The organism is Haladaptatus sp. CMAA 1909, from assembly GCF_043952005.1.
In the GTDB taxonomy this organism is placed as follows: Archaea; Halobacteriota; Halobacteria; order Halobacteriales; family Haladaptataceae; genus Haladaptatus.
Window position 1 is genome coordinate 328,695 of sequence record NZ_JBIOAV010000003.1, and the last position, 20,542, is coordinate 349,236.

The following is a 20,542-nucleotide window of genomic DNA, read 5'->3' on the forward strand; positions in this document are numbered from 1 at the left end:
CCTTCCCTACCTTATGTTTAAATTCTCGTCGCCATCGGGTATTATATCACAAATTTTCACCTCTAATGGAGGAAAAGGGCAAAATACGGTGGAGTCCCCAGAGTGGTTGTTTCCGGTCCACCGGAGCACAACATTATCATCAGTCAATCCACCGACAGTCGGACTGGTTTCGGGCAGTCTTATCCCTTCACGACGTGCGCGGTGAAATCTGATCGGGTCTGAACGGCTTGCGACGCTATCCGGTTCGAAGTCGAAATCGGTGGAAAATCGTTCCAATCTACGTCGCTCCGTGCAGACTCGAATACCGTGCTCGATTCGTCGCCGTGCACTCGTTCGCCCGAACGTATGACGAACATTTTTATAGGTTGGGACTACAGTCTGGAGTATGTCCTGTGGTATTAGATGCCACTCGCGGTTGATCAGTGGCCGGAACAAGCAACTCGTGTTCAATTCACCAGCGGTGGCATAGATGACGGTGAGCGAATCTCACTCGGAAATGCAGCGCTCTCCCGACGATGATATCATCCTCGAGATCCGCAATGCAAGCGTTAGTTTCGATATCGATGGAGACTCGAAAGTACTCAAGGACGTGAACCTCGATATCTATCGAGAAGAACTCCTCGGTGTCGTAGGCGAGTCCGGTTCCGGTAAGTCGATGCTCGCATCGGCAGTACTTGACGCCGTGGTCAACCCAGGTGTCCTGACCGGCGAAGTCCGGTACTTTCCGCCCGGAGGGGAGCCGGTCGACGTGCTTAGCCTCTCCGATGAGGAACTCCGTAAGCTTCGATGGGAGGAGATCGCGATGGTGTTTCAAGGGGCGATGAGTTCGTTCAATCCCACGAGTTCAATCCGAAAGCATTTCGTGGAGACCTTGAACGCACACGACGCGGACGTCGAAGAGGGGCTGGAACGGACGCGACAGTTGCTCTCCGATCTGTATCTCGACCCGGAACGGGTTCTCGATTCGTACCCGCACGAACTCTCCGGCGGAATGCAGCAACGAACCCTCATCGCACTCAGCATGGTGCTCGAACCGAACATATTGGTGATGGACGAACCGACCGCTGCATTGGACCTCCTCATGCAGCGGTCCATCCTCAAGCTTCTCGAATCCGTTCGGGAGAAGTACAATATCACGATCATCTTCATCACTCACGACCTCCCGCTCGTGGCCGAACTGGCCGACCGTCTCGCCGTCATGTACGCGTTTGAGATCGCCGAGATCGGAACGACCGAGGAGATCCTCCAACATGCGGCCCATCCGTACACGCGTTCACTCCTCAATGCGACTCCCAACCTCGACGCACCGCTCGAAGAAATGAAGGCGATCGAGGGATCCAGCCCCGCTCCCGTTAACGTGCCAAGAGGCTGTTCCTACCATCCACGGTGTCCACTTGCCGATGAGACCTGCCGGGAAGTGCATCCCTCGTTCTCGCGGGTCGAGCAGGACCACGAAACTGCTTGCCATCACTGGAAAGATGCCGCTCGAGAGATCCCGTTCAACCTCGATACGCAAGCGGAGGTCGTCGCCGAATCGACGGCGGTACGTACCACAGGAAATGACGAGACGGTCGTCTCGCTCAGCGACTTGGAAGTTTTCTTCGAGAGCGATTCGGGGATTCTCGGTAAGTGGTTCTCGGATCCGGATACGGTCCACGCTGTCGACGGCGTCTCGCTAGAGATCCCTGAAAACGAAGTCATCGCGCTCGTCGGTGAATCCGGCTGTGGGAAAACGACCCTCGGGAAGGCGGCGATCGGTCTTCAGCGACCGACCGGCGGCAGCGTCGAATACCGCGGCCAGGACATCTGGGATGCGAAGGACAAGAACGGTACCGTCGAGGTTCCGTTCGACGAGATCAACAGGTCACTACAGATCATCCACCAAGACCCCGGGAGTTCGCTGAATCCGAACCAGAAGATCATGAACACGCTCGCATGGCCCCTTCGAATGTGGCAGTCCGACCTCAGCAAGGAGGACCGCGAGGCCCGAATCCTCGGAATGCTCGAAACCGTCGGGATGTCACCACCGGAGGACTATGCGGATCGGTATCCTCACCAACTGTCCGGCGGCGAGAAGCAGCGTGTCGCGCTCGTTCGGGCGCTGTTGATGAACCCCGACCTCATCTTGGCCGACGAAGCGATCAGTGCGCTCGACGTTTCACTCCGTATCGAGATGATGGACCTCTTTCTCGACCTTCAGGAACGATTCAACACCTCTTTCCTGTTCATCTCTCACGACTTCTCCAACGCACGGTACCTCGCGGAGAAGGCCGACGGCTTGATCGGCGTGATGTATCTCGGCAAGTTGGTCGAAATCGGTCCGGCGAAGCAGATTCTCAACGACCCTCAACACCCCTACACAAAAGTGTTGAAATGGGCGACACCGCATCTTCGATCCGAATCCGACGGTAGCGAGACGCCGATGCGGAAGATCGATATTCCGGATCCGGTCAATCCGCCGAGCGGATGCAGATTCCATACTCGATGCCCGGAAGCCCGTGAAGTCTGTAAGTATCAGACCCCCACCCACGACGAAGTCGACCCCGAGCACCTCGTTTCGTGCTTCAGAACGGACGATCTCCACGAGTATTGGAACAGCGAACCGCTCGAAGATACCGACGAGCTAAGTGAGACTCAGGCTCCCCCGGCGGGCGACTGACCTGGTTTCACCGCGATCACACCCATTTCGTTTCTCCTGTTCCTGAAAACGGACGCGACTCAGTCTAGCAGCGGAGCGTTTCGCCAGAGGAGACCACCGAACAGGAGCAATGAGAACGTCACGATCCCTAAACTCAGCAGAGCAATGTAGTACGTCGCCGACCCCTCTCGCAACCATGGGAACGATGCCAACAGAAGGAGTAGAAACAGAATGTTCATGGTGAACGGGATTTTCAGGAGTTCGGGCGATTGCATGCTAAGCCAGAAGAAACAGACCTTGATTAAGATATCGCCGGTGATGGTGAAACCGAACGGTGTCGATAGTCGGACTTCCCCCACGGGATGGTCGCTTTCCGTTCAGCCCGTTTTTCCCGTCAGTTTCCCGAGTCGGATAGAACGACCACCCGATCGACCGCGAACTCGGTACGGTCTCCTTTCCTTCGAACGTCGATCTCCTCGTCGGCTACCAAATCCGTCGCGTCAATGTCCTCGTCGACTGAAACGGTCGCTGGCGTGTCTCCGAAGTTCACCGCGACGATGACGCGGTCGTCACCATCCTCACGAGCAAACGCGACTACCTCGGCTGACTCGGACGACCAAACGATCCGCTCTAGCGATCCTCTCCGTAGTGCTCGGTTCTCCGAGCGTGCGGCGATCAGTTGCCGATGGAACCGCGTCAACTCGTTGTCTCCGTCGTGCCACGGCATCGGTGATTGTGGCCATCCCGATTCGTCGATCCCACGCTCTTGGCCGTAGTAGATCATCGGAACGCCCGGGAGCGTAAATATCGCTGCTACCGCGCCCTGCAATGGCGCGCGACCGTACTCGTTCAAGTATCGTGGCATATCGTGATTCTCCACGTACCGAAAGTGCAGTACGCTTTCGGGGAATCCCTCCCGCTCGTGGGCCTCGGAAGCGTCCAAGATGGCAGCGGCGGGCTCTCGACCCTCACCGATATCACACAGCGTTCGATACAGTGTCGTGTCGTGGTGCATATCGAACTCCCCCTCGTGATACGATGCGTCTCGAGGTAGCGTTTCATCGAGCAACAAAAAGTCCGGGTGTTCGGCCTTGATCCGATCTCGAACCTCTTTCCAGAATCCGTGTGGGGTGCCGAATGCAACGTCACAGCGGAACCCGTCGATGAGACCCGCCCACTCGTCTACCACCGAGAGAAGGTGTCTTCGGACCGCGAGATTCCGATAGTTGAAGTTTGGCAGATGGGTCCAATTGAAGTAATACTCGTACGTATCGTCATCCCACGTGTACCAATCACGGTATTCATCGACCTCCGCCGCGCTCATCTGGAATTTCGGGTGATCGAAGCCCGAATGGTTGATGACTAGGTCGAACATTACCTTGATGCCCGCTTCGTGACAGCGATCGACGAACGATTCGTACTCCGCTCGTGTACCGAGGTCTGCAGCGGGGGTGAAATAATCGGTGACTTGGTATCCGTGGCTGGTTCGAGTGTCGAGAATCGGCATCACCCAGACACAGTCGATGCCGAGGGATTCGAGATACGGAACACGCTTTTTGAGATCCACGAACGTTGCAGTATACCCGTCAGTTGCGTGCTTGGAATCTGTGGGGTCCCCGGCGAACTGTCGCGGGCAGATTTCGTAAACTGTCGCTCCTCGCGCCCACTCCGGTGGATCGTTCGGACGTTCGACGTGTACCGCTCCATCACCGGACTGTAATCGGACGACATCCGCGACGCTATGGCGCTCGCCGACTGCGACAGCATGTATTCGGACGGTTCCTTCGATATCCTTTCTGGAAAATCGCACCGCGGATCCGTTACCGTTGAAGTCGTTACGCAGGGTATCTCGGTCGTCCAAATAAAACTCGATTTGAAGCTCGTCGTCGGCGTAGGTACTATCGGGTGCTGACCTGGCTGTTGCGGCAATAACGACCTCGTCTCCCTCGATCGTCGTATCGAGGGAAACACGTGGTCGACCCGGTGAGGAGAACGTCGTGTAATCCCGGATGTCTGTGTTGCCATCTAAGCTCATCAGAATTCGTGGAATATCCGCATTGCTCAGGGGCCGTTTGTCGGTCGGAAGTTCGATCGTTACCGGATTGCGGTTGTCGGGGAACGCACGGATCGTGAGTGAATGCATTCCATCAGGTGCCGAGAGTTCCAATCGGTACTTTCCGGCGGTGTCCGCCGTGAATTCGACGATCGGTGTCTCCGAGACGGACGCTTCGCTCTCGTCGGGGGATTCGGCGATCGTCCAAACGAACTCTCCGTCCGGGTCCGGATTGCGTGGTGCGAGTAGAGTGGGTTCATCGACAGTAACGAACCGTGGCGGTCCGGGGTGATGCATGCTTCACCCGACCTGCTTGACTGACTTATCTCTTTCTGCGAGACACTCCGATACCGTCCGCACAAACACGATCAAACGCCGACATCTCTCGGTCCGTGTTCTCGGCACGAATCTAGACGTACGGAGTTTATGTACTTCCAAATCAATTGTGAGGTACTCTCACTGAGCATGCCACAGAAAAAAGAAGACGTTCGCCTCATACGAACGCTCGGCGGTCGAATCGGAGTGCAATTCACGGATGAAGGGCCGAGCGATCTGCTCGAACTCTTCCACTCTATCGATTCCGCACAGTATCTCGACCTCGTAGAGGAGGTAGTGAACGTGTGCGAGGAGAGCCCGGACCGGACAGAGCAGGTCATCCGACAGTTGGAAATCGTGTTCAAGGGCGAAGACCACGAAGTGCGCGAGATGGCCACTCTCGTTGCTGTCCAACTGGCAGAATCCCGTCCCGAGAGGCTTCGAGAATTCGTTCCATTGCTTGTGGACTCGTTAGAAGACGCTCCCGGTCCCGTTGCGGACAATGCCGCACTAGCGCTGTCTCAAATCGCATCGGAATATCCTTCGGATATCGAATTGGCCGCATCGAGATGTGGCTGGTTACTCGATAGCGAACTGTCGTTTCTTCGCCAGCGTGGTCTCGACATCGTCGTTCCGGTCGCACGAGCGGCGCCGGAGAAAGTCGTCCCCGTGGTCCCGGAACTCGTCAACCTCGCGCGTGAGCGAACGTGCTGGGAGCAACCGGACAGGCTTGATCGAGTCACGAGTGAGATAACTCGACGGGAGATCGCGGAGGCGTCACGACGAGAGCAAATCGATCGAGAAGTACAGCGTGCACGAGCGATACTCACACTCCGACTCATAGCTGAGCGTCGACCTGCCGACCTAGTAAGTGCGATCACGCCGTTGGGAAGGCTACTTCAGACCGAGACAAATCCACAAGCGCAACTCGCTCTCATGAATATCATCTCCCTCGTCGTGAATACCGATTCCGAGGCGGTACTTCCCGTATTATCCAAACTTACCGATACAATTCGAACTTCGTGCGACTCGGAACTGCAAGGAGCAGCAATTCGGATACTCGCCGCTCTCGGGGAAGATCATCTCGACGAGGTCGGCCCGGCGGTCGAAGAGTTGATTCCATCGATTACCGGTCTCCTACGCGACGACGAGCCAAGTACCCGTGGAGCAACTGCTGTACTGCTTACTTACGGAGCGGAGTATCAACCGGAACCGATCGAACCGGCGGTGACTGATCTCCGTGCTCTTCTAGACGACGAGCACGAGTACGTGAGAGGAAGTGCCATCTGGGCACTCGGACTTGTCGGTGACGACATCTCTCGACCAGTACTCCAGGAACTATCGACATCGGATCCCGCTGATCAGGTTCGAAACGCTGCAAGCGAGGCCATCCAGATGCTTGAAGACCGGTGATGACTATCTTCTGGGAGTACACTTGGACTGAGAACTAAATACGTTACATCGGCCGAGTGGCGGGTACCTGTTTTTCACCCTCTCCGTTTTCAGACACGGATAATGTAGAATTCTGCCGTCGACGGTAGCGTACCTCGAAAACCCCGCGTCGAATCGCTCGTTTTGAGCGTCGCTATTGGTTGGATGCGATTTTAGGTTCTCGCGTAGGACCGATCGTTCACTCACAACGAACGGATGGCTCCCCGATTTATAACCGTATAGTTCGCTGCTCGTATGCTACAAGTTCAACGGTAAAATTCACGTACAGGATAAATATCGATAATAATCGTGCGGTATTTCACCGAAACCACCGATTCAACGGTACGCTCTTGATCTGGTGAGTAGGCGGACAGGCGCTGTGTCGACTATAGTGCCTGGCGTCCTCCTCCATCGCTTTTGTGGGGGTGTTGTTCGATCTCTAATAAATACATTACAACTTTAGCCCTGTAAAGGGTGACATCTGTTCTCCCTGGTATGATATCCCACTGTAATAACTATCCGTTCATGTGAATATCAGACCTTCGTTTCCTCACACCGAACCGAATACGCTCACCAGGCCCCGATCCTTCCTGAAGAATAAGGAAGAATACTCCTTTCTCCGTTAAATCGGTGAGTTTGAACAACGACTATTACTGTATTGTGAGGATGATGTCTGAACAAGTTTGTTCGGTGACACTAAAATTCAGCGTATCGCAAACGTCCGACCGAACACCAATCGATCACATTTGGGATCTTTCGACTTTTATATCATATGGATTATATACCGATGGCCTATATCGAATGCGTTGCAACGAACGTGCTGACAGGACTGCTGCCGACCTCAAGGACAAATAATATTGTCCATTTATTACAATATCACACCAGAAGAATTTCTATTTGGTATTATGATATTCACTAATATTTCGGTGGTTGTGGTGGAACTATCTCATTGTATTACCGAAGTGTCTGACTTCGGGTACTGGATTCTTCGTCAACGGTTACGATGCTAGGTGGTCATGATGTACATTAGATTGTACGCTGATCAATCATGTATCATCGATTTTAGATTTGATAAACTATAAAAATATAACTTGAGTATATTCAGAAAAAGAGATCGATCGACAAAGCGTACACTGTGAGTATATTTGTGGAGATTTCACAATACTACAGCTTTCGGAGATCATGTGAATAGTTGTCAAATAACACCCGTCGAAAAGACAATAAAGAGATATATACCGATAATAAAGATATTCAACCATTATTTCATTTCATCCACGATAAGAAAGCGACAGCGTATATCCTCCGATACTCCCCTCTCAATCTAAGCGCATCAGGCCGCCACAGTCACACTCTTAGGATTCAGTGTCGTCCTCGCTCTCATCGCCGTCTTGCGACGGGAACGCCGTGAGCGCGGTAACACCACCGAAGAATGTGGTCGATTGTGTGTACTCTCTCGTTACTTCGAAACCTGATTCGTGATCACCAACTTACGGTATTGACCGCTCCACACTCGAGCCGAGCGATCTTCGACCGTAGTTCCTCACGAACCGCCTCCGGATCACGATATTCGTCCTCTGATCGAATCGATGCTTTCTACGCCTCGTCGATATACGAGGGCGTACTCCGTTGCCGACATGCCTCGATACTCGTACTCGTCTTCGCCGGCCACTCCTCTCACGGCGTTCGAACACGGCCGGTCTGTTCAAGGATACGACGAAGTTCACATCGACGTCAACACACAGGTGTGTCGGTTCGGTACGCAAATGTCCGCACGTGTGTACCACTCCTCGGGTTCACGATGGCGCTTCGTTCGCACCGCGACGTTCAACCGACGAGGTCAATCTGAATAGTCAGATATCGCGCTCACTCCGTATCCCTATAGCGGGTCATCTTGATAGCTGGCCGGGTCCTGCTGGTCGTTGACGGCTTGTGTAAAGAGGCTATCGTCCATCTCTTGGTCGCCCTCGCCCGTGGGTGCGTGGGCCGACACACCGAGCGTGAGGAGTTCTTCGATCGCCTGTTCTCGATTCAGGAAATCACCTTGGTCGACGAAGCGATCGATATCGGAGTCGATACGGTCGGGGAGGTCTACCTCGAATGTAACCATACGCCCACTCATAATCGAGGGCAGATTAATTCTCTGGTCTCCGTTCTTTTTCCGTTTTGTAACTCGGTGAACTTCGACGTTTTCGCTTCGAGAACGTTCTAACCCGCTATCAATTCCGACGGCGGGAAAACGATCGTTGAACCGGTCGTCCGTCCGCGGAACGATTTCTCCGAGATGCCCCTTCGATCGAACGAAAACGAATGACACAGCGCGGTTAGACGATGACGGGTTTGTCCTTCCGCGGTGCGGCCAGCGTCTCGTCGTCGAGGTTCAGCATCCGGTAAGTTGGAGCCTCCTTCCTCAACGAACGAAGTGAGTAGGGAGAAGAAGAACCCGTTCGAGAAGGCTTAATACACCCTAAACCGTATGATAATCTACTGCTGCCTTGGCACAAGCCCAAGACAGTAAGTGCCATGAGTAAACTGGCACCTGTGGTGCGGGAGTACCGCACCCTATACTCGGGAACGTCGACCGCGAAGTGACGCCTTTGGCCTCTCCTACCTAATTGGTTCGAGCGTGAGAACACCGGGAATTAAATCGGCGGGACAATCCTCGTCGCCGGTCGGAATGGGATGTGTCAAAAACACACCCATGCCGGTGGCAGGACGGTAAGAGTAAGCCGGGCCGCGTCCATGCATGGGGTCGTGGGGAACAATGTCGTAGCGGCAAAGCCCCGTCCTCAAGGAGTGAACGGCTACCGCAAGGTGGAAGGGAGCGAGTAGGACGGGGTAGTTTATATGGGCCTTCACCAACTCGGGGGGTGTCAACGCCATCCATTGATAGAATTGATAGCGCATACCTCTGTCTTTAGGCGGAGGTCAAGCGATAGGTATTATTGGAGAACTGCCGACTATTGCCGACCCGGGGTCTCCAAGTCCTCGGCAGCGTGGATAAGCATTCCCCGCCATGTCAAACCGCGTGTGTCCTTTACGTCGGATAGCCATTCGAACTGTTCATCTTCGACTTTGATATGTAGGGTCTTTCTCATAACTACATTCATAACACATACACTCATGTATGTTCTGTTCGTAGTGAATAGTAATGAGGCGAACCACCAATTCGTCGTACGCCCCCGCTCCGAACAGGGCGCGGAGTTGCTACACGAACTGTTGGACGCCTCTGCCAGTCTCTGGAACGAACTCACGTTCGGACGCCGACAACACTTCTTCGACGGCGAAAGCGTCTGGGATGCCGACGACTGTTACGGTCGCTACAACAACGTTCTCGGAGCCGCGACTACCCGGTCTGTCATCCGAAAAAATGACCAAGCGTGGCGCTCGTTCTTCGATGAGGATAACCCCGATGCGAATCTGCCGGGGTATCGCGGCAACGAAGAGGACGGCCGGATGCTGATGACCCACATCCGAAACGATTCCTACACGCTGGAATTTGGTGATCGGTCGCGTCTCGAAATCCCGGTCGGCGAAGACCTGAAAGACAAATACGGTCTTGGATATCGAGAGCGCCTTCGCCTCGAAGTTGCGGGCGAACCACGGTGGGACGGCAAGCAGTGCCAGTTGGAGATCAAGTATGACGAACACTCGGACCAATACAGGGCATTTCAGCCGGTCGAGGTGGCGGATTCTCACCCTCGACTCGGAACACCATTAGCGGACGAAACCGCCGCTCTGGATATCGGTGCGAACAACCTCGTCGCTTGCAGTACAACGACAGGCACGCAACTACTGTACCACGGACGCGACCAATTCGAGCGATTCAGGGACACAACTCTCGAAATCGGCCGACTACAATCGAAGCTCCCCGAGAACCGCTACTCGTCAAACCGGATTCGGTCACTCTATCGCGGTCGGACAAACTGGCGTGAACACATGCAAAACGCACTCGTCCGCAACCTTGTTGAGCGACTCCATGAGGAGGGTGTCTCGACGATCTGGGTAGGCGAGCTCAAAGGTGTGCTTTCGACACGCTGGTCAGTACGAGCAAACGAGAAGACGCACGACTTCTGGGCGTTCAAGAAGTTCATCGACCGACTCGAATGCACCGCCAACGAGTTTGGCATCTCGGTGAAAGAAGCGTCGGAAGCGTGGACATCGACAATCTGTCCGGAGTGCGAGTCAACCGACCGGATGGTGCGGGAGCGCGACTCGCTCACGTGCCCGTGTGGGTTCGAAGGCCACGCCGACCTCACCGCGTCCGAGATGTTCCTAAGACAGCGAAACGAACAACCAAGGCCGATGGCACGGCCCGTGCGATTTGAGTGGGACGACCACAGATGGTCGGGGAAACCACACCCTCGCGAAAGTCCCAAAGAAGTGCGCACACACCAGAGTACGCTCCCGGTATAGCGGAAAGTCGCTCACGTGGTGAATCGGCATGAGCCGAGATCCCCAACGGTGAGGATTCACGCGCCTTTAGGCGCGCGGAGGATGTCAATGAGCGACACGTCCGCGAAGTGGTCGCTGCGGAACATTTCGAGGAAACGCAGCGTCTCGTCGCCGGTGTTCTCGACGTAGTGTCCCATCGCGAACGGGACGTAGCCGACGTCCCCCGCCTGATAATCGAACGTTCGCGCCGTACCGCTCGACGCGAAGACGGTCATACGACCCTTCCCACTGATGTAGTACTGCCACTCGTCGGCGTTGGGGTGCCAGTGAAGTTCGCGCATCGCTCCCGGGTCGATATCGACGAGCGCCGCCGCGATGGTGCTCGCCGCGGGGAAATTGGACGAGTCGACGATACGGACCTGCCCGCCTTCCACTTCCTTCGGTTCCTGATCCAGTAAGTGGTGCGTGTAGGTTTGGGAAACCGATCCCTCGGGCGAATCGACCGCATCCTCGCTCACCGGCGGGGGGACTTCACCGTCGAAAACGTATCGCGTGTGGTCGATATCGTGCGGCAAGTCGTCGAAGGCCTCCTCGGGAACGCTGAAGTTCTTGGCGAGAACCTCACGCGGCGTGTGGTCGAACCAATCCGTGATGAGGAACGTTTCGTTCTCCGAGAAATCCCCGTCGTCGAAGACCAGCAGGAACTCACACCCCCTCTTCCAATCCCTGAATCGAGTGCGGGATACCCGCCGGGAAGTTCCACAGGTCGCCTTCGCCGACGTCGTCGATGAAGTTGTGGCCGTCCGAATCGACGGCGGTGACCCGGGCACGACCGGCGAGCATGTACGCCCACTCGGCTTCCTTGTGCCAGTGGAGTTCCCGGATTCCCCCCGGTTTTAGACGCATGTTCACCCCTGCGAGATCCGTCGCAACCGGCAGTTCACGCTTCGTCACTTCCCGCGCCCAGCCGCCCGTTGTCAGGCGATTTCGCGCCTCCGCATACGGAAACTTGAGGTTGGGTATCGTTCCGGCGTCGGTGTCGGGAGAGGCCAACAAGTCCGGGTTCTCCCGCTCTAACGGTATGTTACGTGGGCCGAGGATGGACGCACCGCGCCCGTCCTGGATCGGTTGTGGTTCGTCGTCGGAGGCGCCGTCTGTCTTGTCTGGCATGTTTCGATCTCCGGTTTTCGTATCGGGCGTGTCTACGAACGCACGCGGAAAGGTGCCCAACGCGAGCAAAGCGGGCCGAGCAAATGGCGACCACGACGAACTGGTCGGTGTCCGTTTCGATCCGGCCCCCCAACCCCTGCAGATCGACTCCTACACCCGTCAGCCAAACGCCCGGTAGCGACTTGAACGTGCCGCTGTACCGCCTCCAGCGGGTACACGGGACCCCGCGTGTTTCGAGCGATTCCTCTCTTCCCGTCGTTCGTTGTCCATAAGCCGTACCGCAAATCACAGATCGTAGAGTCGAATCGCGTTCTCACGCAGGACGTTTTCAGCGGTCGTAATCGCGTACGTTTCGGAGAGAAATCCATCATTCACGAGGCGTTCGAGGACCGCTGCGAGGTCCGTCCGGACGCGGTTTGCGGCGAGCACGTACAGTTCCGGAACGCTGGATGCATCGCTCGCGTAGAGCAGTTTCGTCGTCGGTGTGAGTTCCAGAACGTGTTCCAAGAGCGGTTCACAGCCGTGTTGAATGAAGGGAATCGCGAGGGAGATATCGAGATAGACGTTGTCCAGCGTCGAGGTCACGTACCCCGCGTTACGAACGTACGGATATCCGGCGTGAAGAAGCACGATGGAAGCGTCGGAGTGTGATCGGAGGAAACCGTAGGCGTAGGCGGGATCGACGAATCGAGGATGGGCATCGATATCGCCGAATCCCGTGTGAAGTTGAATCGGTACGTCGTACTCCGCCGCGATACACGTCGCTTCATGAAGCAGATACTCGAGCACGACCGGATCGGCGATACGGCCGTCCCAGTTCGCCCGTAATCGCTCGAATGCCCGTACCGTCGCGCCCCGGTCGGGATCGGCGATATCCAAGCCGGTGCGATACGCGATTATCGACTTGAGGGCGACATACTCCCCGTCGAGTGCATTTTCAACTTCCGTTCGAAACGCATCGACGAAGTCGTCGAACGACTCGTGTGCGGGCAGCAGTCGCTCGATTATCGGTTCGAGTCGTAGAATCGGATGGATGGTCGCGTCGGTGTACGCCCGAAACTCGACCGGTGAAACGTCCGGATAGCCATCGTCGACGAGAATCGTCTCGGTGTCGGTTCGTGCGATCAACTCCCGGCAGTACGATTCGAGGTCGACCGATACGCGCCGTTTCAACAGTTCGGCCTCGGTGGCCCCGCCGAACTGCTCCGAAAGCAGTGCCAACGCGGCCCGATAGTTGAGCGTGTTTCGGGCGTGTACGGCCGAAAGCGCTCCCTCCGTGAAATACTCGGCGAACGAATCGGTGATGACGGATTCGGCGAGTGGTTCGACCGGATGAGCGTGGTTGTCGATCAAGCTGACCGACTCCACCGTGTCACGTATGGACATACCACCATAGTCGGCGACGATTTCAATAACCGTTCGTCACGCGACGTTTTTTCCTGTCGCAATGATGACGTTCGTCGCCGTCGTATCCCAACAGTGCCATGCCCACGGAATCCGAGGTAATCGATAGCTGCACGAGCGACGACGTCGCACTCGTCCGACTCTTCTGGGTCGACAACGCGGGCGTCGAACGGGGACGTGTGGTCAACGCTGACGATATTGCGAGCGTTTTCGCGAACGGTGCGAACATCGCACAGGCTCAACAGGCGTTCACCGACACCGATTATCCGACGGACGAGGCACCGCTCGACCGAGTCGGAGAGGTCAGACTCGTACCCGACCCCGAGACGTTTCAGTTGCTCCCGTATGTGAACCGCGGGGCCGCGATGATGTGTGATCTGTATACGCTCGATGAGACCCCGTGGGAAATCGACCCTCGCTCGCGGCTTCAGGCCTTCCTCGACACGTTCGAATATCGATCGCGCGCCGCGTTCGAACCCGAGTGGTATCTCGTCCGCGAAACCGAAGACGGGTTCGAGCCGTTCGACCGGAGCGGCTGTTATACCGCCGACGGCATCCAGAATGCGCACGAAATCGTCCTCGAAATCGTCGACGGGTTCGCCGCGCAGGGGATGGAGATGTCGGTCTATTACCCCGAGTACAGCCCCGGACAGCAGGAAATCGCGATAGCGCACAGCGATGGTCTCACGCCTGCCGACAACCAGACGTTCTACAAACTAACGGTGAAAGCGGTGGCCGCGAACCACGGCCTCCGAGCGACGTTCTCGCCGAAGCCGTTTCCGGAGCACGCGGGGAGCGGCAGCCATCTCCATCTCTCGCTCTGGGAGGGAGACGAAAACGCGTTCTACGAGCCGGACGACGAGTCGCCGTACAGCATCTCCGAGACGTGCAGACAGTTCGTCGGCGGCGTCCTCGACCACGCGAGAGCGCTCGTGGCGCTGACGGCGCCCTCCGTCGTCTCGTACAAGCGGCTTCAGCCCGACGCGTGGGCGTCGGCATACACGGCGTGGGGGTTCGACAACCGCGAGGCGATGGTCCGTATCCCATCCTCGCAGTGGACGGAGTCGGCCGCGACGACGCGAATCGAGCTCAAAGCCGTCGACAACACGGCGAATCCGTACCTCGCGCTGCTCGGCGTACTGGCCGCGGGTCGGGACGGAATCGAACGCGGCCTCAACCCGGGAGAACCGGTCGATGTCAATCCGATGGATCTCTCGAAGGCGGAGCGAGAGCGTCGTGATATCGAACGCCTCCCGCGGTCGCTCGGCGAGGCAATCGACGAACTCGAAGCGGATGACGTTCTCGAGCAGGCGATGGGGAGCGAGCTTCATCGAACGTACGTTGCGGTGAAACGAGCGACGTGGGACGACGCGATGAGCGCCGTAACAGACTGGGACGTCGATACGTACACCCGATTCTACTAGTAACCCAAATATGTCTAGTATTGCTAGTAAATTATTTGACTCTTCCAGTTTCTACTTTTCAGTTTCGCCAGCCCCAAGATAATACTGGTTGATATTACTGACTGGTATTGCTGACTGGTATTGCTGACTGGTATTACTGGCTGGTGTGCCTTAATCCAATCATTCTTGCCACTTTTTATTAGGATTTTCGATTAAATGAAGTCTGATGAGCCATCGAATAAGAAATAATGCGATCTGCTTCTTAATTTTTTCAGTGTCCATGTTATCACCCGGTGACCCATATTTCTACAAGTGACTCTTCGTCATGTCTGGCCAAATAAATGTCGGATAAAAATATAAATTATGTGACATTAGTGCTGCCTCAATACATTCTCCTCTTCCCCAATTTTATAGGTATCAACAAGTATTCAATATGATATTAACGGGTAAGATACCTGCCATCTCATCGACTCTCAGCCCACTGGTGTGAAAGGTAATGTGACACATCGCCGTTGGATAGTCTATTTCGGTTGCTAGGTACTCAGTTCAAGGTCTTTCGTCGACTGAAATCCGGTTGATAAACTGACGGACTGACTAGACTGACTCAAATGATGTCGACAGAATAGATCTGCTTGGTTTTCTGGTACTAAGCTTTGACGATGGAGCGCGAAGGGTGGATATGAGCATTTCATCCGACGCGGAAGAACTCATCGGAGATGCGAAGCTCATGGCCCACCTCGCAACCTCGGTCGACGACCGACCACACGTTGCCCCCGTCTGGTACGCCTACGACGATGGAGGACTCGTCGTCCTTACCGGAGGGAAGAAGCTGGCGAACATCGAGGAGAACCCTCGGGTTGCGATTTCGATCGAGAAGAACTCCGACGGGGATGCGGAGTGGATGGTCTCCCTGCTGGGAAGTGCGACGATACACGAGGAGTCCGAACGAATCAACGAAGCGGCACGCGAGATATTCGCGAAATATCTGGGTCCCGATGAGGAAGCGTGGCCGGAATACTATCGCCAATCGCTCACCGACGACCCGCCGAACACGCTGCTCGAAATCGAAGTCGCGTCGGCGACCGCGATGCAATTCTAGTTACGAGTACGAACGCGAGATGTGCTTTTCTTACCTCTCCTCGACAATGATTAACGAATCGCTATGGGATACCAAGACAAACGGTTATGCGTACTGGATACACACTGCACCACGTAATGGCTCGCTCAGATGAGTCCGATACGGACGGGATACATTCCGATCGGAGTTCGCTCATCGATGGGGACGCGGAATCGGCGTTCTTTCGAACGTTGATAGTGGAGGCGTGTGAGCCCGTTCTCACGCTCGATACGTCGGGAAGGATCCGCTTCGCAAATCGAGCGGCTGAAGAACTCTTCGGGTACGACGTCGCGGAGCTAACCGGTTCTCGAATGCGCATGCTCTTCCCGCCACGGGACGAGCGATTCTGTGTCGATGCGTTCGAGGAGGTGATTCACGAAGCGGAGCAGGTGTCGAAATCGGTCCACCGGACGACGTTCGAGTGGGTCGGACGTACCGCAAACGGGAAACGGTTTCCCCTTCGATTCTCGTTTACCGAACAGGACTACGGAGGCGAGCGAGTTTTCACGGGAATTGTTCGGGACCTTACCGAACGGGAGGAACGTCGGAAAAGACGCCTGGACGGCGAAGCGCGTTTCAGACAGATCGCTGAACACATCGATAGCGTCCTCTGGATGTCGGACGCTGACCTCTCCACAATACTGTACGTGAATCCGGCCTACGAAGACGTGTGGGGACAGTCACGGGAATCGCTCTACAGAAACCACAGCGAGAGTGCCGCGAGGCTTGACCTCGCGGGTGAATCGCGTAAGCTTTATCGTCTGACCGCCCGTTTCTTTGACCGAAACAGGCCGCGCGGCCACTTCGGACGTAAGCACGGGATTTGTACAAAATCCCGGCGTCCGGAACGCGCCGTTCCGGAACGCCTGTCGAACCAGGTAGGACCGGGACGGTCCAATCCTTCCCAGCAAGGGAGAATGCCTATGGAGACCGGGACCGCTGTGCCGCAGTGGTGCAAGTCCTGTCGCCGAAGCAGGAAGCCTCGGGGATTGACCCCGAGGCAGGTTCACGAAGACTTGGAAACGTATATCGAAGCCATCCATCCCGATGATCGCCCCCGGGCCGAGCAGGTGCTTCTCCAAATGATGCGCGATTCGAAGGCGGGTACGCTCCAGAGCGAGTACACCGCGGAGTATAGGATCGTCCAGCCCGACGGGACGGTTCGCTGGATTGCGGACACCAGCTTTCCCGTTTACGACGAGACCGGTGATCTCCATCGGTTCGTCGGGATCGCGGAGGACACGACACGCCAGAAGCGACGTGAGTCCGCGCTCGAACGCCAACGCGAAATCCTCCAGACGATCTCCAAGATCAACGCCGTCCTCAGACAGGTCAACAAATCCGTAGTCGAGGCCACGACCCAAAGCGAAATCGAAACGCTGGCTTGCGAATCCATCGCAAACTCCGACCTGTATCGGGCGGCCCTCATCAGCGACCTCGAACCAGCAACGGACGGAATCACCATTCGGAACGCTTCCAACGTCGAAGCGTCGTATGTCGACGCGATTCGCGAAGCGGACTCGGAGGACACGGAACGAGGTGCAGCGGCGAAGGCGCTCGAAACCGGGGCATTCAGGTCGTCAACGACATCGAGACGGATCCCGAATTTCCGACGTCGGTCCGTCGAGCGGCTTTATCGCAGGGATACCGCTTGGCCATTTGTGTGCCGCTCAACTACGGGGAAACGACGTACGGCGTCCTCGTCGTCTACGGCTCCCAAACCAAGCTTCTCAGCGATAGAGAACGGAAAATCTTCGACGAGCTCGGCGCGACGCTCGGCTACGCGATTTACACCATCAAGATGCAACAGCTCCTCTTTACGGACCGGGTCGTCGAGTTCGAGTTCGATTTCACCGGAACGGACGCGTTCTTCTTCACCGTTTCAGACGAACTCGACTGCCAGTTAAACCTCGATGCCGTTGTGCCGACCTCGACTGAGCGCCTTCTCTACAGAGAACAAGGCAGAGTGCCTCGGGGCTTGACCCCGAAGGTTAATGCCGACACTGCCTGATGTTGCCTCTTTCAACACTCGGCCTACAGCCTACCGAACTCAGATACCATCATTTTTAATACAATTCGATATGAATGAGTAAGTATGAATCAGATGGAATGTTATCCAACTCTCCGAGAACGTGGGCAAATCACAATTCCCGAAGAAACACGCGAACTGCTCGGACTCCAGCCCGGAGACCGGCTCAAACTCACCGTGGAAAAAGCCACTATCGAGGAGTAACTCAGAATGGACATCGCGCTTCGCTGTCGTGCCTACCCGTCCGAAGAGGTAGCCAGCGAAGCATGGCGGCGCATAGAAATTCACCGCCAAATCCGAAACGATGCTGTCCGCGACTACTACTCCTACGAGAAAGGCAACCGACCTGCTGCATACGAGCAACACAAGAAGCTCACCCAGTGGAAGAAACAATGGCCGAGTTATAGTGAAGTATCCGCTCACGCCGCCCAACAAACTGTCTCGCAAATCCACAAGGATACGAAGCCACTGAAAGGGCGGCGCGAAAACGGATACAAGACAGGGCGGCTCAAGTGGCAAGGAGAAGGCGAGTTCCGGTCAGTCGCGTATCAATCAGAAGGCTTCGACGTGGATCACAACACGGGTCAAGACGGATACGTGCAACTCGAACTCTCCAAAATCGGCTACATCCCTGTCCGCGAACACCAACCCATCCCAAAAACGGAAGATATCAAGCGCGTCATCCTGAAGAAAGAGACAACCGGCGAGTGGTTAGTCTCATTCATCACTGGAACACCCGAAGAGGAACTCCCAGAGAAACCTGATCCAGAAACATTGGATAACGCTGACTGTGTGGGTATTGATCTCGGCATCCTCTCATATATTCATACATCCGACAATCTTTCCGTGGATATGCTCAACTTGGAAGAGGAGTACAAACGGTATGCAAGGGAGCAGCGGAAACTTGATCGGAAGGAACACGGGTCGAATAACTGGGAGAAACAGCGGCAGACGGTAGCGAAGGCGAAGCGAACTATCAAACGGAAAGTTCTCGACTACCAGCACAAGTTATCGACGTGGTTAGTCACAGAGTACGACTTGGTGGCTGTCGAGGACTTGAACGTGAAACCGATGCTTGAGGATTCGCATAACGCGAAGAACAAGCAAGATGCGGCGTGGTCACGGTTCCTTCGTTTATTGGAGTACAAGGGAGAGTTGTATGGGACCCGCGTTGTCCGAGTCGATGCAAACGGGACGACGATGGAGTGTTCGCGGTGTGGTGTGGAGACGTGGAAGTCGGTCTGGGTGTGTGAACATTCGTGCCCAGCGTGTAGTCACGAGGAGGATCGTGATTTGAATGCGGCAAAGAACATTCTGTCTCGCGGTTTAGAGCAGATAGGGGCGGGACGCTCCGAATTAATGCTTGTGCAGACTGCGCTCCCTACGTTCACCCCGGTTGCGGTGGATGCAAAGCGCGTCGTTGAAGCAGGAAGCCCCAAGGCTTGACCTCGGGGCAGGTTCACTACGTCACTGCGAGCGACGTCGATTCGGAGAACGTACTCACCTCTGCCGACCGCTCTCCGAGAGTCGAGCAAGCGAGGTGCATCAGTACGCACACCGAGAGCAGTCGGTTCGAATTCCTGTTCGAGGGGGACGAACCCGCCCTACGACGACTGATAGAACTCGGAGCGCACATCCACTCGGGTCGTACCACGAACGGGGAAGGCTCCCTCACCATTCGCGTCCCCGCAATGACCGAGGTGCGGCCGTTCGTCGATGCCATGCAGACCGTGTATCCGGAGGCCCGGCTCGCGGCGAAACGTGAGTTCGAGCGGACGATCGATTCTCCGACGGAGTTTCGCAAGCAACTCCAAGAGCAATTGACGGGCCGCCAACGCGAAGTCGTGCAAATGGCGTATCACGGTGGATACTTCGAGTCCCCGCGAAAGAGTACGGGCGAGGAGTTGGCCGGAGCACTTGGTATCTCACCACCGACGTTCCATCAACACCTGCAAGCGGCCCATCGAAAACTCTTCACCGCGATCTTTACGGAAACGTCGGGGTCGTCCTGATTCGCGGATGCGCATTCGCAGCGAGTTACCAGCGAGTACCTAATTGATAAGGTATCGGGTTTCTATGGCTAGGACTGGTTTACTGTCTCAATGTCATCTACGAACGTCGATAATCGACGACTTTCCGTCGAAACGATTCACGAACTGTTGGCCGACCGCCAACGACGCCTCGTCCTTGTTCACCTCCACGAAACGGATAAATCCACCTTCCCCCTCTCCAACCTGGTCGAGGTTCTTCAGGTCGGGGAGGACGAAGAGTCGAAGCGACGGGCACGAATCAACCTGATTCACAAACACCTGCCGAAACTCGCGGATTACGACATCGTCGAGTACGATCGCCAGAACGAGACCGTACGCTATTGCGGGGATGCCCAACTCGAAACGCTCGTCGAGATCAGTACGTTCTATGAGTAGCGTAGCGATGAAGCGCTTCGACCGGATTCTTGTTACAGAACGTGATTGTTTTATTTTCTAATCGCACCACAAAGCATTTACCATGCCCGGTGAAGTTACATATTGTGGCGAGGCAGCCTCCGACATACCCTTCATGAGGCATTCGCTGGGTCTGGCGCCATCAC

At 55.7% G+C, this 20,542-nt stretch carries 16 protein-coding genes and 1 pseudogene; 11 read left to right on the top strand and 6 right to left on the bottom strand.

Features of this window, described 5'->3' with window-relative positions:
• The first annotated feature begins 469 nt into the window (after window positions 1-469).
• Window positions 470-2,659 (top strand): ABC transporter ATP-binding protein, encoded by a 2,190-nt coding sequence (locus ACGYLY_RS23515; protein WP_395285202.1) that lies wholly within the window; start codon window positions 470-472, stop codon window positions 2,657-2,659.
• 59 nt (window positions 2,660-2,718) lie between these two features.
• Here the strand turns inward: ACGYLY_RS23515 and ACGYLY_RS23520 are convergent, their stop codons facing one another.
• Entirely contained in the window at window positions 2,719-2,913 is a 195-nt protein-coding gene (locus tag ACGYLY_RS23520) for a hypothetical protein (protein WP_395285203.1), read from the bottom strand.
• Window positions 2,914-3,032: 119 nt separating this feature from the next.
• A complete protein-coding gene (locus ACGYLY_RS23525) occupies window positions 3,033-4,988 on the bottom strand; it encodes an alpha-amylase family glycosyl hydrolase (RefSeq protein ID WP_395285204.1) in 1,956 nt (651 codons plus the stop codon).
• Between the two features lie 168 nt (window positions 4,989-5,156).
• On the opposite strand from ACGYLY_RS23525, the gene ACGYLY_RS23530 reads away from it, so the two are divergent.
• Complete coding sequence (locus tag ACGYLY_RS23530; RefSeq protein ID WP_395285205.1) at window positions 5,157-6,419, top strand: HEAT repeat domain-containing protein; 1,263 nt, start codon at window positions 5,157-5,159, stop codon at window positions 6,417-6,419.
• Between the two features lie 1,894 nt (window positions 6,420-8,313).
• Here ACGYLY_RS23530 and ACGYLY_RS23535 read toward each other — a convergent pair.
• Window positions 8,314-8,544, bottom strand: coding sequence for a CopG family transcriptional regulator (locus tag ACGYLY_RS23535; protein WP_395285206.1), 231 nt, complete (start codon window positions 8,542-8,544; stop codon window positions 8,314-8,316).
• Window positions 8,545-9,575: 1,031 nt separating this feature from the next.
• On the opposite strand from ACGYLY_RS23535, the gene ACGYLY_RS23540 reads away from it, so the two are divergent.
• Window positions 9,576-10,850 (top strand): RNA-guided endonuclease InsQ/TnpB family protein, encoded by a 1,275-nt coding sequence (locus ACGYLY_RS23540; RefSeq protein WP_395285207.1) that lies wholly within the window; start codon window positions 9,576-9,578, stop codon window positions 10,848-10,850.
• Window positions 10,851-10,906: 56 nt separating this feature from the next.
• Here the strand turns inward: ACGYLY_RS23540 and ACGYLY_RS23545 are convergent, their stop codons facing one another.
• The 3 genes from ACGYLY_RS23545 to ACGYLY_RS23555 all read right to left on the bottom strand — a co-directional run bounded on the left by ACGYLY_RS23545 (window position 10,907) and on the right by ACGYLY_RS23555 (window position 13,385).
• Window positions 10,907-11,638, bottom strand: a complete 732-nt coding sequence (locus ACGYLY_RS23545; protein WP_395285407.1) for a cupin domain-containing protein — start codon at window positions 11,636-11,638, stop codon at window positions 10,907-10,909.
• A complete protein-coding gene (locus tag ACGYLY_RS23550) occupies window positions 11,535-11,999 on the bottom strand; it encodes a cupin domain-containing protein (RefSeq protein WP_395285208.1) in 465 nt (154 codons plus the stop codon). Before ACGYLY_RS23550 ends, ACGYLY_RS23545 begins: the two co-directional genes overlap by 104 nt.
• 285 nt (window positions 12,000-12,284) lie before the next feature.
• A complete protein-coding gene (locus ACGYLY_RS23555; protein WP_395285209.1) occupies window positions 12,285-13,385 on the bottom strand; it encodes an amidohydrolase family protein in 1,101 nt (366 codons plus the stop codon).
• Window positions 13,386-13,483: 98 nt separating this feature from the next.
• Between ACGYLY_RS23555 and ACGYLY_RS23560 the strand changes: the two genes are divergently transcribed.
• The 8 genes and pseudogenes from ACGYLY_RS23560 to ACGYLY_RS23595 all read left to right on the top strand — a co-directional run bounded on the left by ACGYLY_RS23560 (window position 13,484) and on the right by ACGYLY_RS23595 (window position 20,378).
• Window positions 13,484-14,827, top strand: a complete 1,344-nt coding sequence (locus tag ACGYLY_RS23560; RefSeq protein ID WP_395285210.1) for a glutamine synthetase family protein — start codon at window positions 13,484-13,486, stop codon at window positions 14,825-14,827.
• Window positions 14,828-15,485: 658 nt separating this feature from the next.
• Window positions 15,486-15,905 carry a pyridoxamine 5'-phosphate oxidase family protein gene (locus tag ACGYLY_RS23565; protein ID WP_395285211.1) on the top strand — a complete coding sequence of 140 codons (420 nt, stop codon included), beginning with the start codon at window positions 15,486-15,488 and terminating at the stop codon, window positions 15,903-15,905.
• Between the two features lie 116 nt (window positions 15,906-16,021).
• Window positions 16,022-17,185, top strand: a pseudogene (locus tag ACGYLY_RS23570) (PAS domain S-box protein); the annotation flags it as partial.
• 122 nt (window positions 17,186-17,307) lie between these two features.
• Window positions 17,308-17,934 carry a GAF domain-containing protein gene (locus ACGYLY_RS23575; RefSeq protein ID WP_395285408.1) on the top strand — a complete coding sequence of 209 codons (627 nt, stop codon included), beginning with the start codon at window positions 17,308-17,310 and terminating at the stop codon, window positions 17,932-17,934.
• Between the two features lie 93 nt (window positions 17,935-18,027).
• Complete coding sequence (locus ACGYLY_RS23580; RefSeq protein WP_395285409.1) at window positions 18,028-18,156, top strand: AbrB/MazE/SpoVT family DNA-binding domain-containing protein; 129 nt, start codon at window positions 18,028-18,030, stop codon at window positions 18,154-18,156.
• Between the two features lie 6 nt (window positions 18,157-18,162).
• Window positions 18,163-19,398: an RNA-guided endonuclease InsQ/TnpB family protein gene (locus ACGYLY_RS23585; RefSeq protein WP_395285212.1), complete on the top strand. Its 1,236-nt coding sequence runs from the start codon at window positions 18,163-18,165 to the stop codon at window positions 19,396-19,398.
• The gene (locus tag ACGYLY_RS23590; RefSeq protein ID WP_395285213.1) at window positions 19,395-19,964 is read left to right on the top strand and encodes a bacterio-opsin activator domain-containing protein; all 570 of its coding nucleotides are present in this window, start codon (window positions 19,395-19,397) and stop codon (window positions 19,962-19,964) included. The genes ACGYLY_RS23585 and ACGYLY_RS23590 overlap by 4 nt, the downstream gene beginning before the upstream one ends.
• Window positions 19,965-20,054: 90 nt before the next feature.
• Window positions 20,055-20,378: a hypothetical protein gene (locus ACGYLY_RS23595; protein ID WP_395285214.1), complete on the top strand. Its 324-nt coding sequence runs from the start codon at window positions 20,055-20,057 to the stop codon at window positions 20,376-20,378.
• Window positions 20,379-20,542: the final 164 nt, after the last annotated feature.

Excerpts from the sequence above, each read along its gene's own strand:
- ACGYLY_RS23595 (WP_395285214.1), top strand. The coding sequence starts at position 20,055 with ATGTCATCTACGAACGTCGATAATCGACGACTTTCCGTCGAAACGATT.
- ACGYLY_RS23525 (WP_395285204.1), bottom strand. The coding sequence starts at position 4,988 with ATGCATCACCCCGGACCGCCACGGTTCGTTACTGTCGATGAACCCACT.
- ACGYLY_RS23535 (WP_395285206.1), bottom strand. The coding sequence starts at position 8,544 with ATGGTTACATTCGAGGTAGACCTCCCCGACCGTATCGACTCCGATATC.
- ACGYLY_RS23580 (WP_395285409.1), top strand. The coding sequence starts at position 18,028 with ATGGAATGTTATCCAACTCTCCGAGAACGTGGGCAAATCACAATTCCC.
- ACGYLY_RS23520 (WP_395285203.1), bottom strand. The coding sequence starts at position 2,913 with ATGCAATCGCCCGAACTCCTGAAAATCCCGTTCACCATGAACATTCTG.
- ACGYLY_RS23555 (WP_395285209.1), bottom strand. The coding sequence starts at position 13,385 with ATGTCCATACGTGACACGGTGGAGTCGGTCAGCTTGATCGACAACCAC.
- ACGYLY_RS23565 (WP_395285211.1), top strand. The coding sequence starts at position 15,486 with ATGAGCATTTCATCCGACGCGGAAGAACTCATCGGAGATGCGAAGCTC.
- ACGYLY_RS23550 (WP_395285208.1), bottom strand. The coding sequence starts at position 11,999 with ATGCCAGACAAGACAGACGGCGCCTCCGACGACGAACCACAACCGATC.
- ACGYLY_RS23515 (WP_395285202.1), top strand. The coding sequence starts at position 470 with ATGACGGTGAGCGAATCTCACTCGGAAATGCAGCGCTCTCCCGACGAT.
- ACGYLY_RS23530 (WP_395285205.1), top strand. The coding sequence starts at position 5,157 with ATGCCACAGAAAAAAGAAGACGTTCGCCTCATACGAACGCTCGGCGGT.
- ACGYLY_RS23585 (WP_395285212.1), top strand. The coding sequence starts at position 18,163 with ATGGACATCGCGCTTCGCTGTCGTGCCTACCCGTCCGAAGAGGTAGCC.
- ACGYLY_RS23560 (WP_395285210.1), top strand. The coding sequence starts at position 13,484 with ATGCCCACGGAATCCGAGGTAATCGATAGCTGCACGAGCGACGACGTC.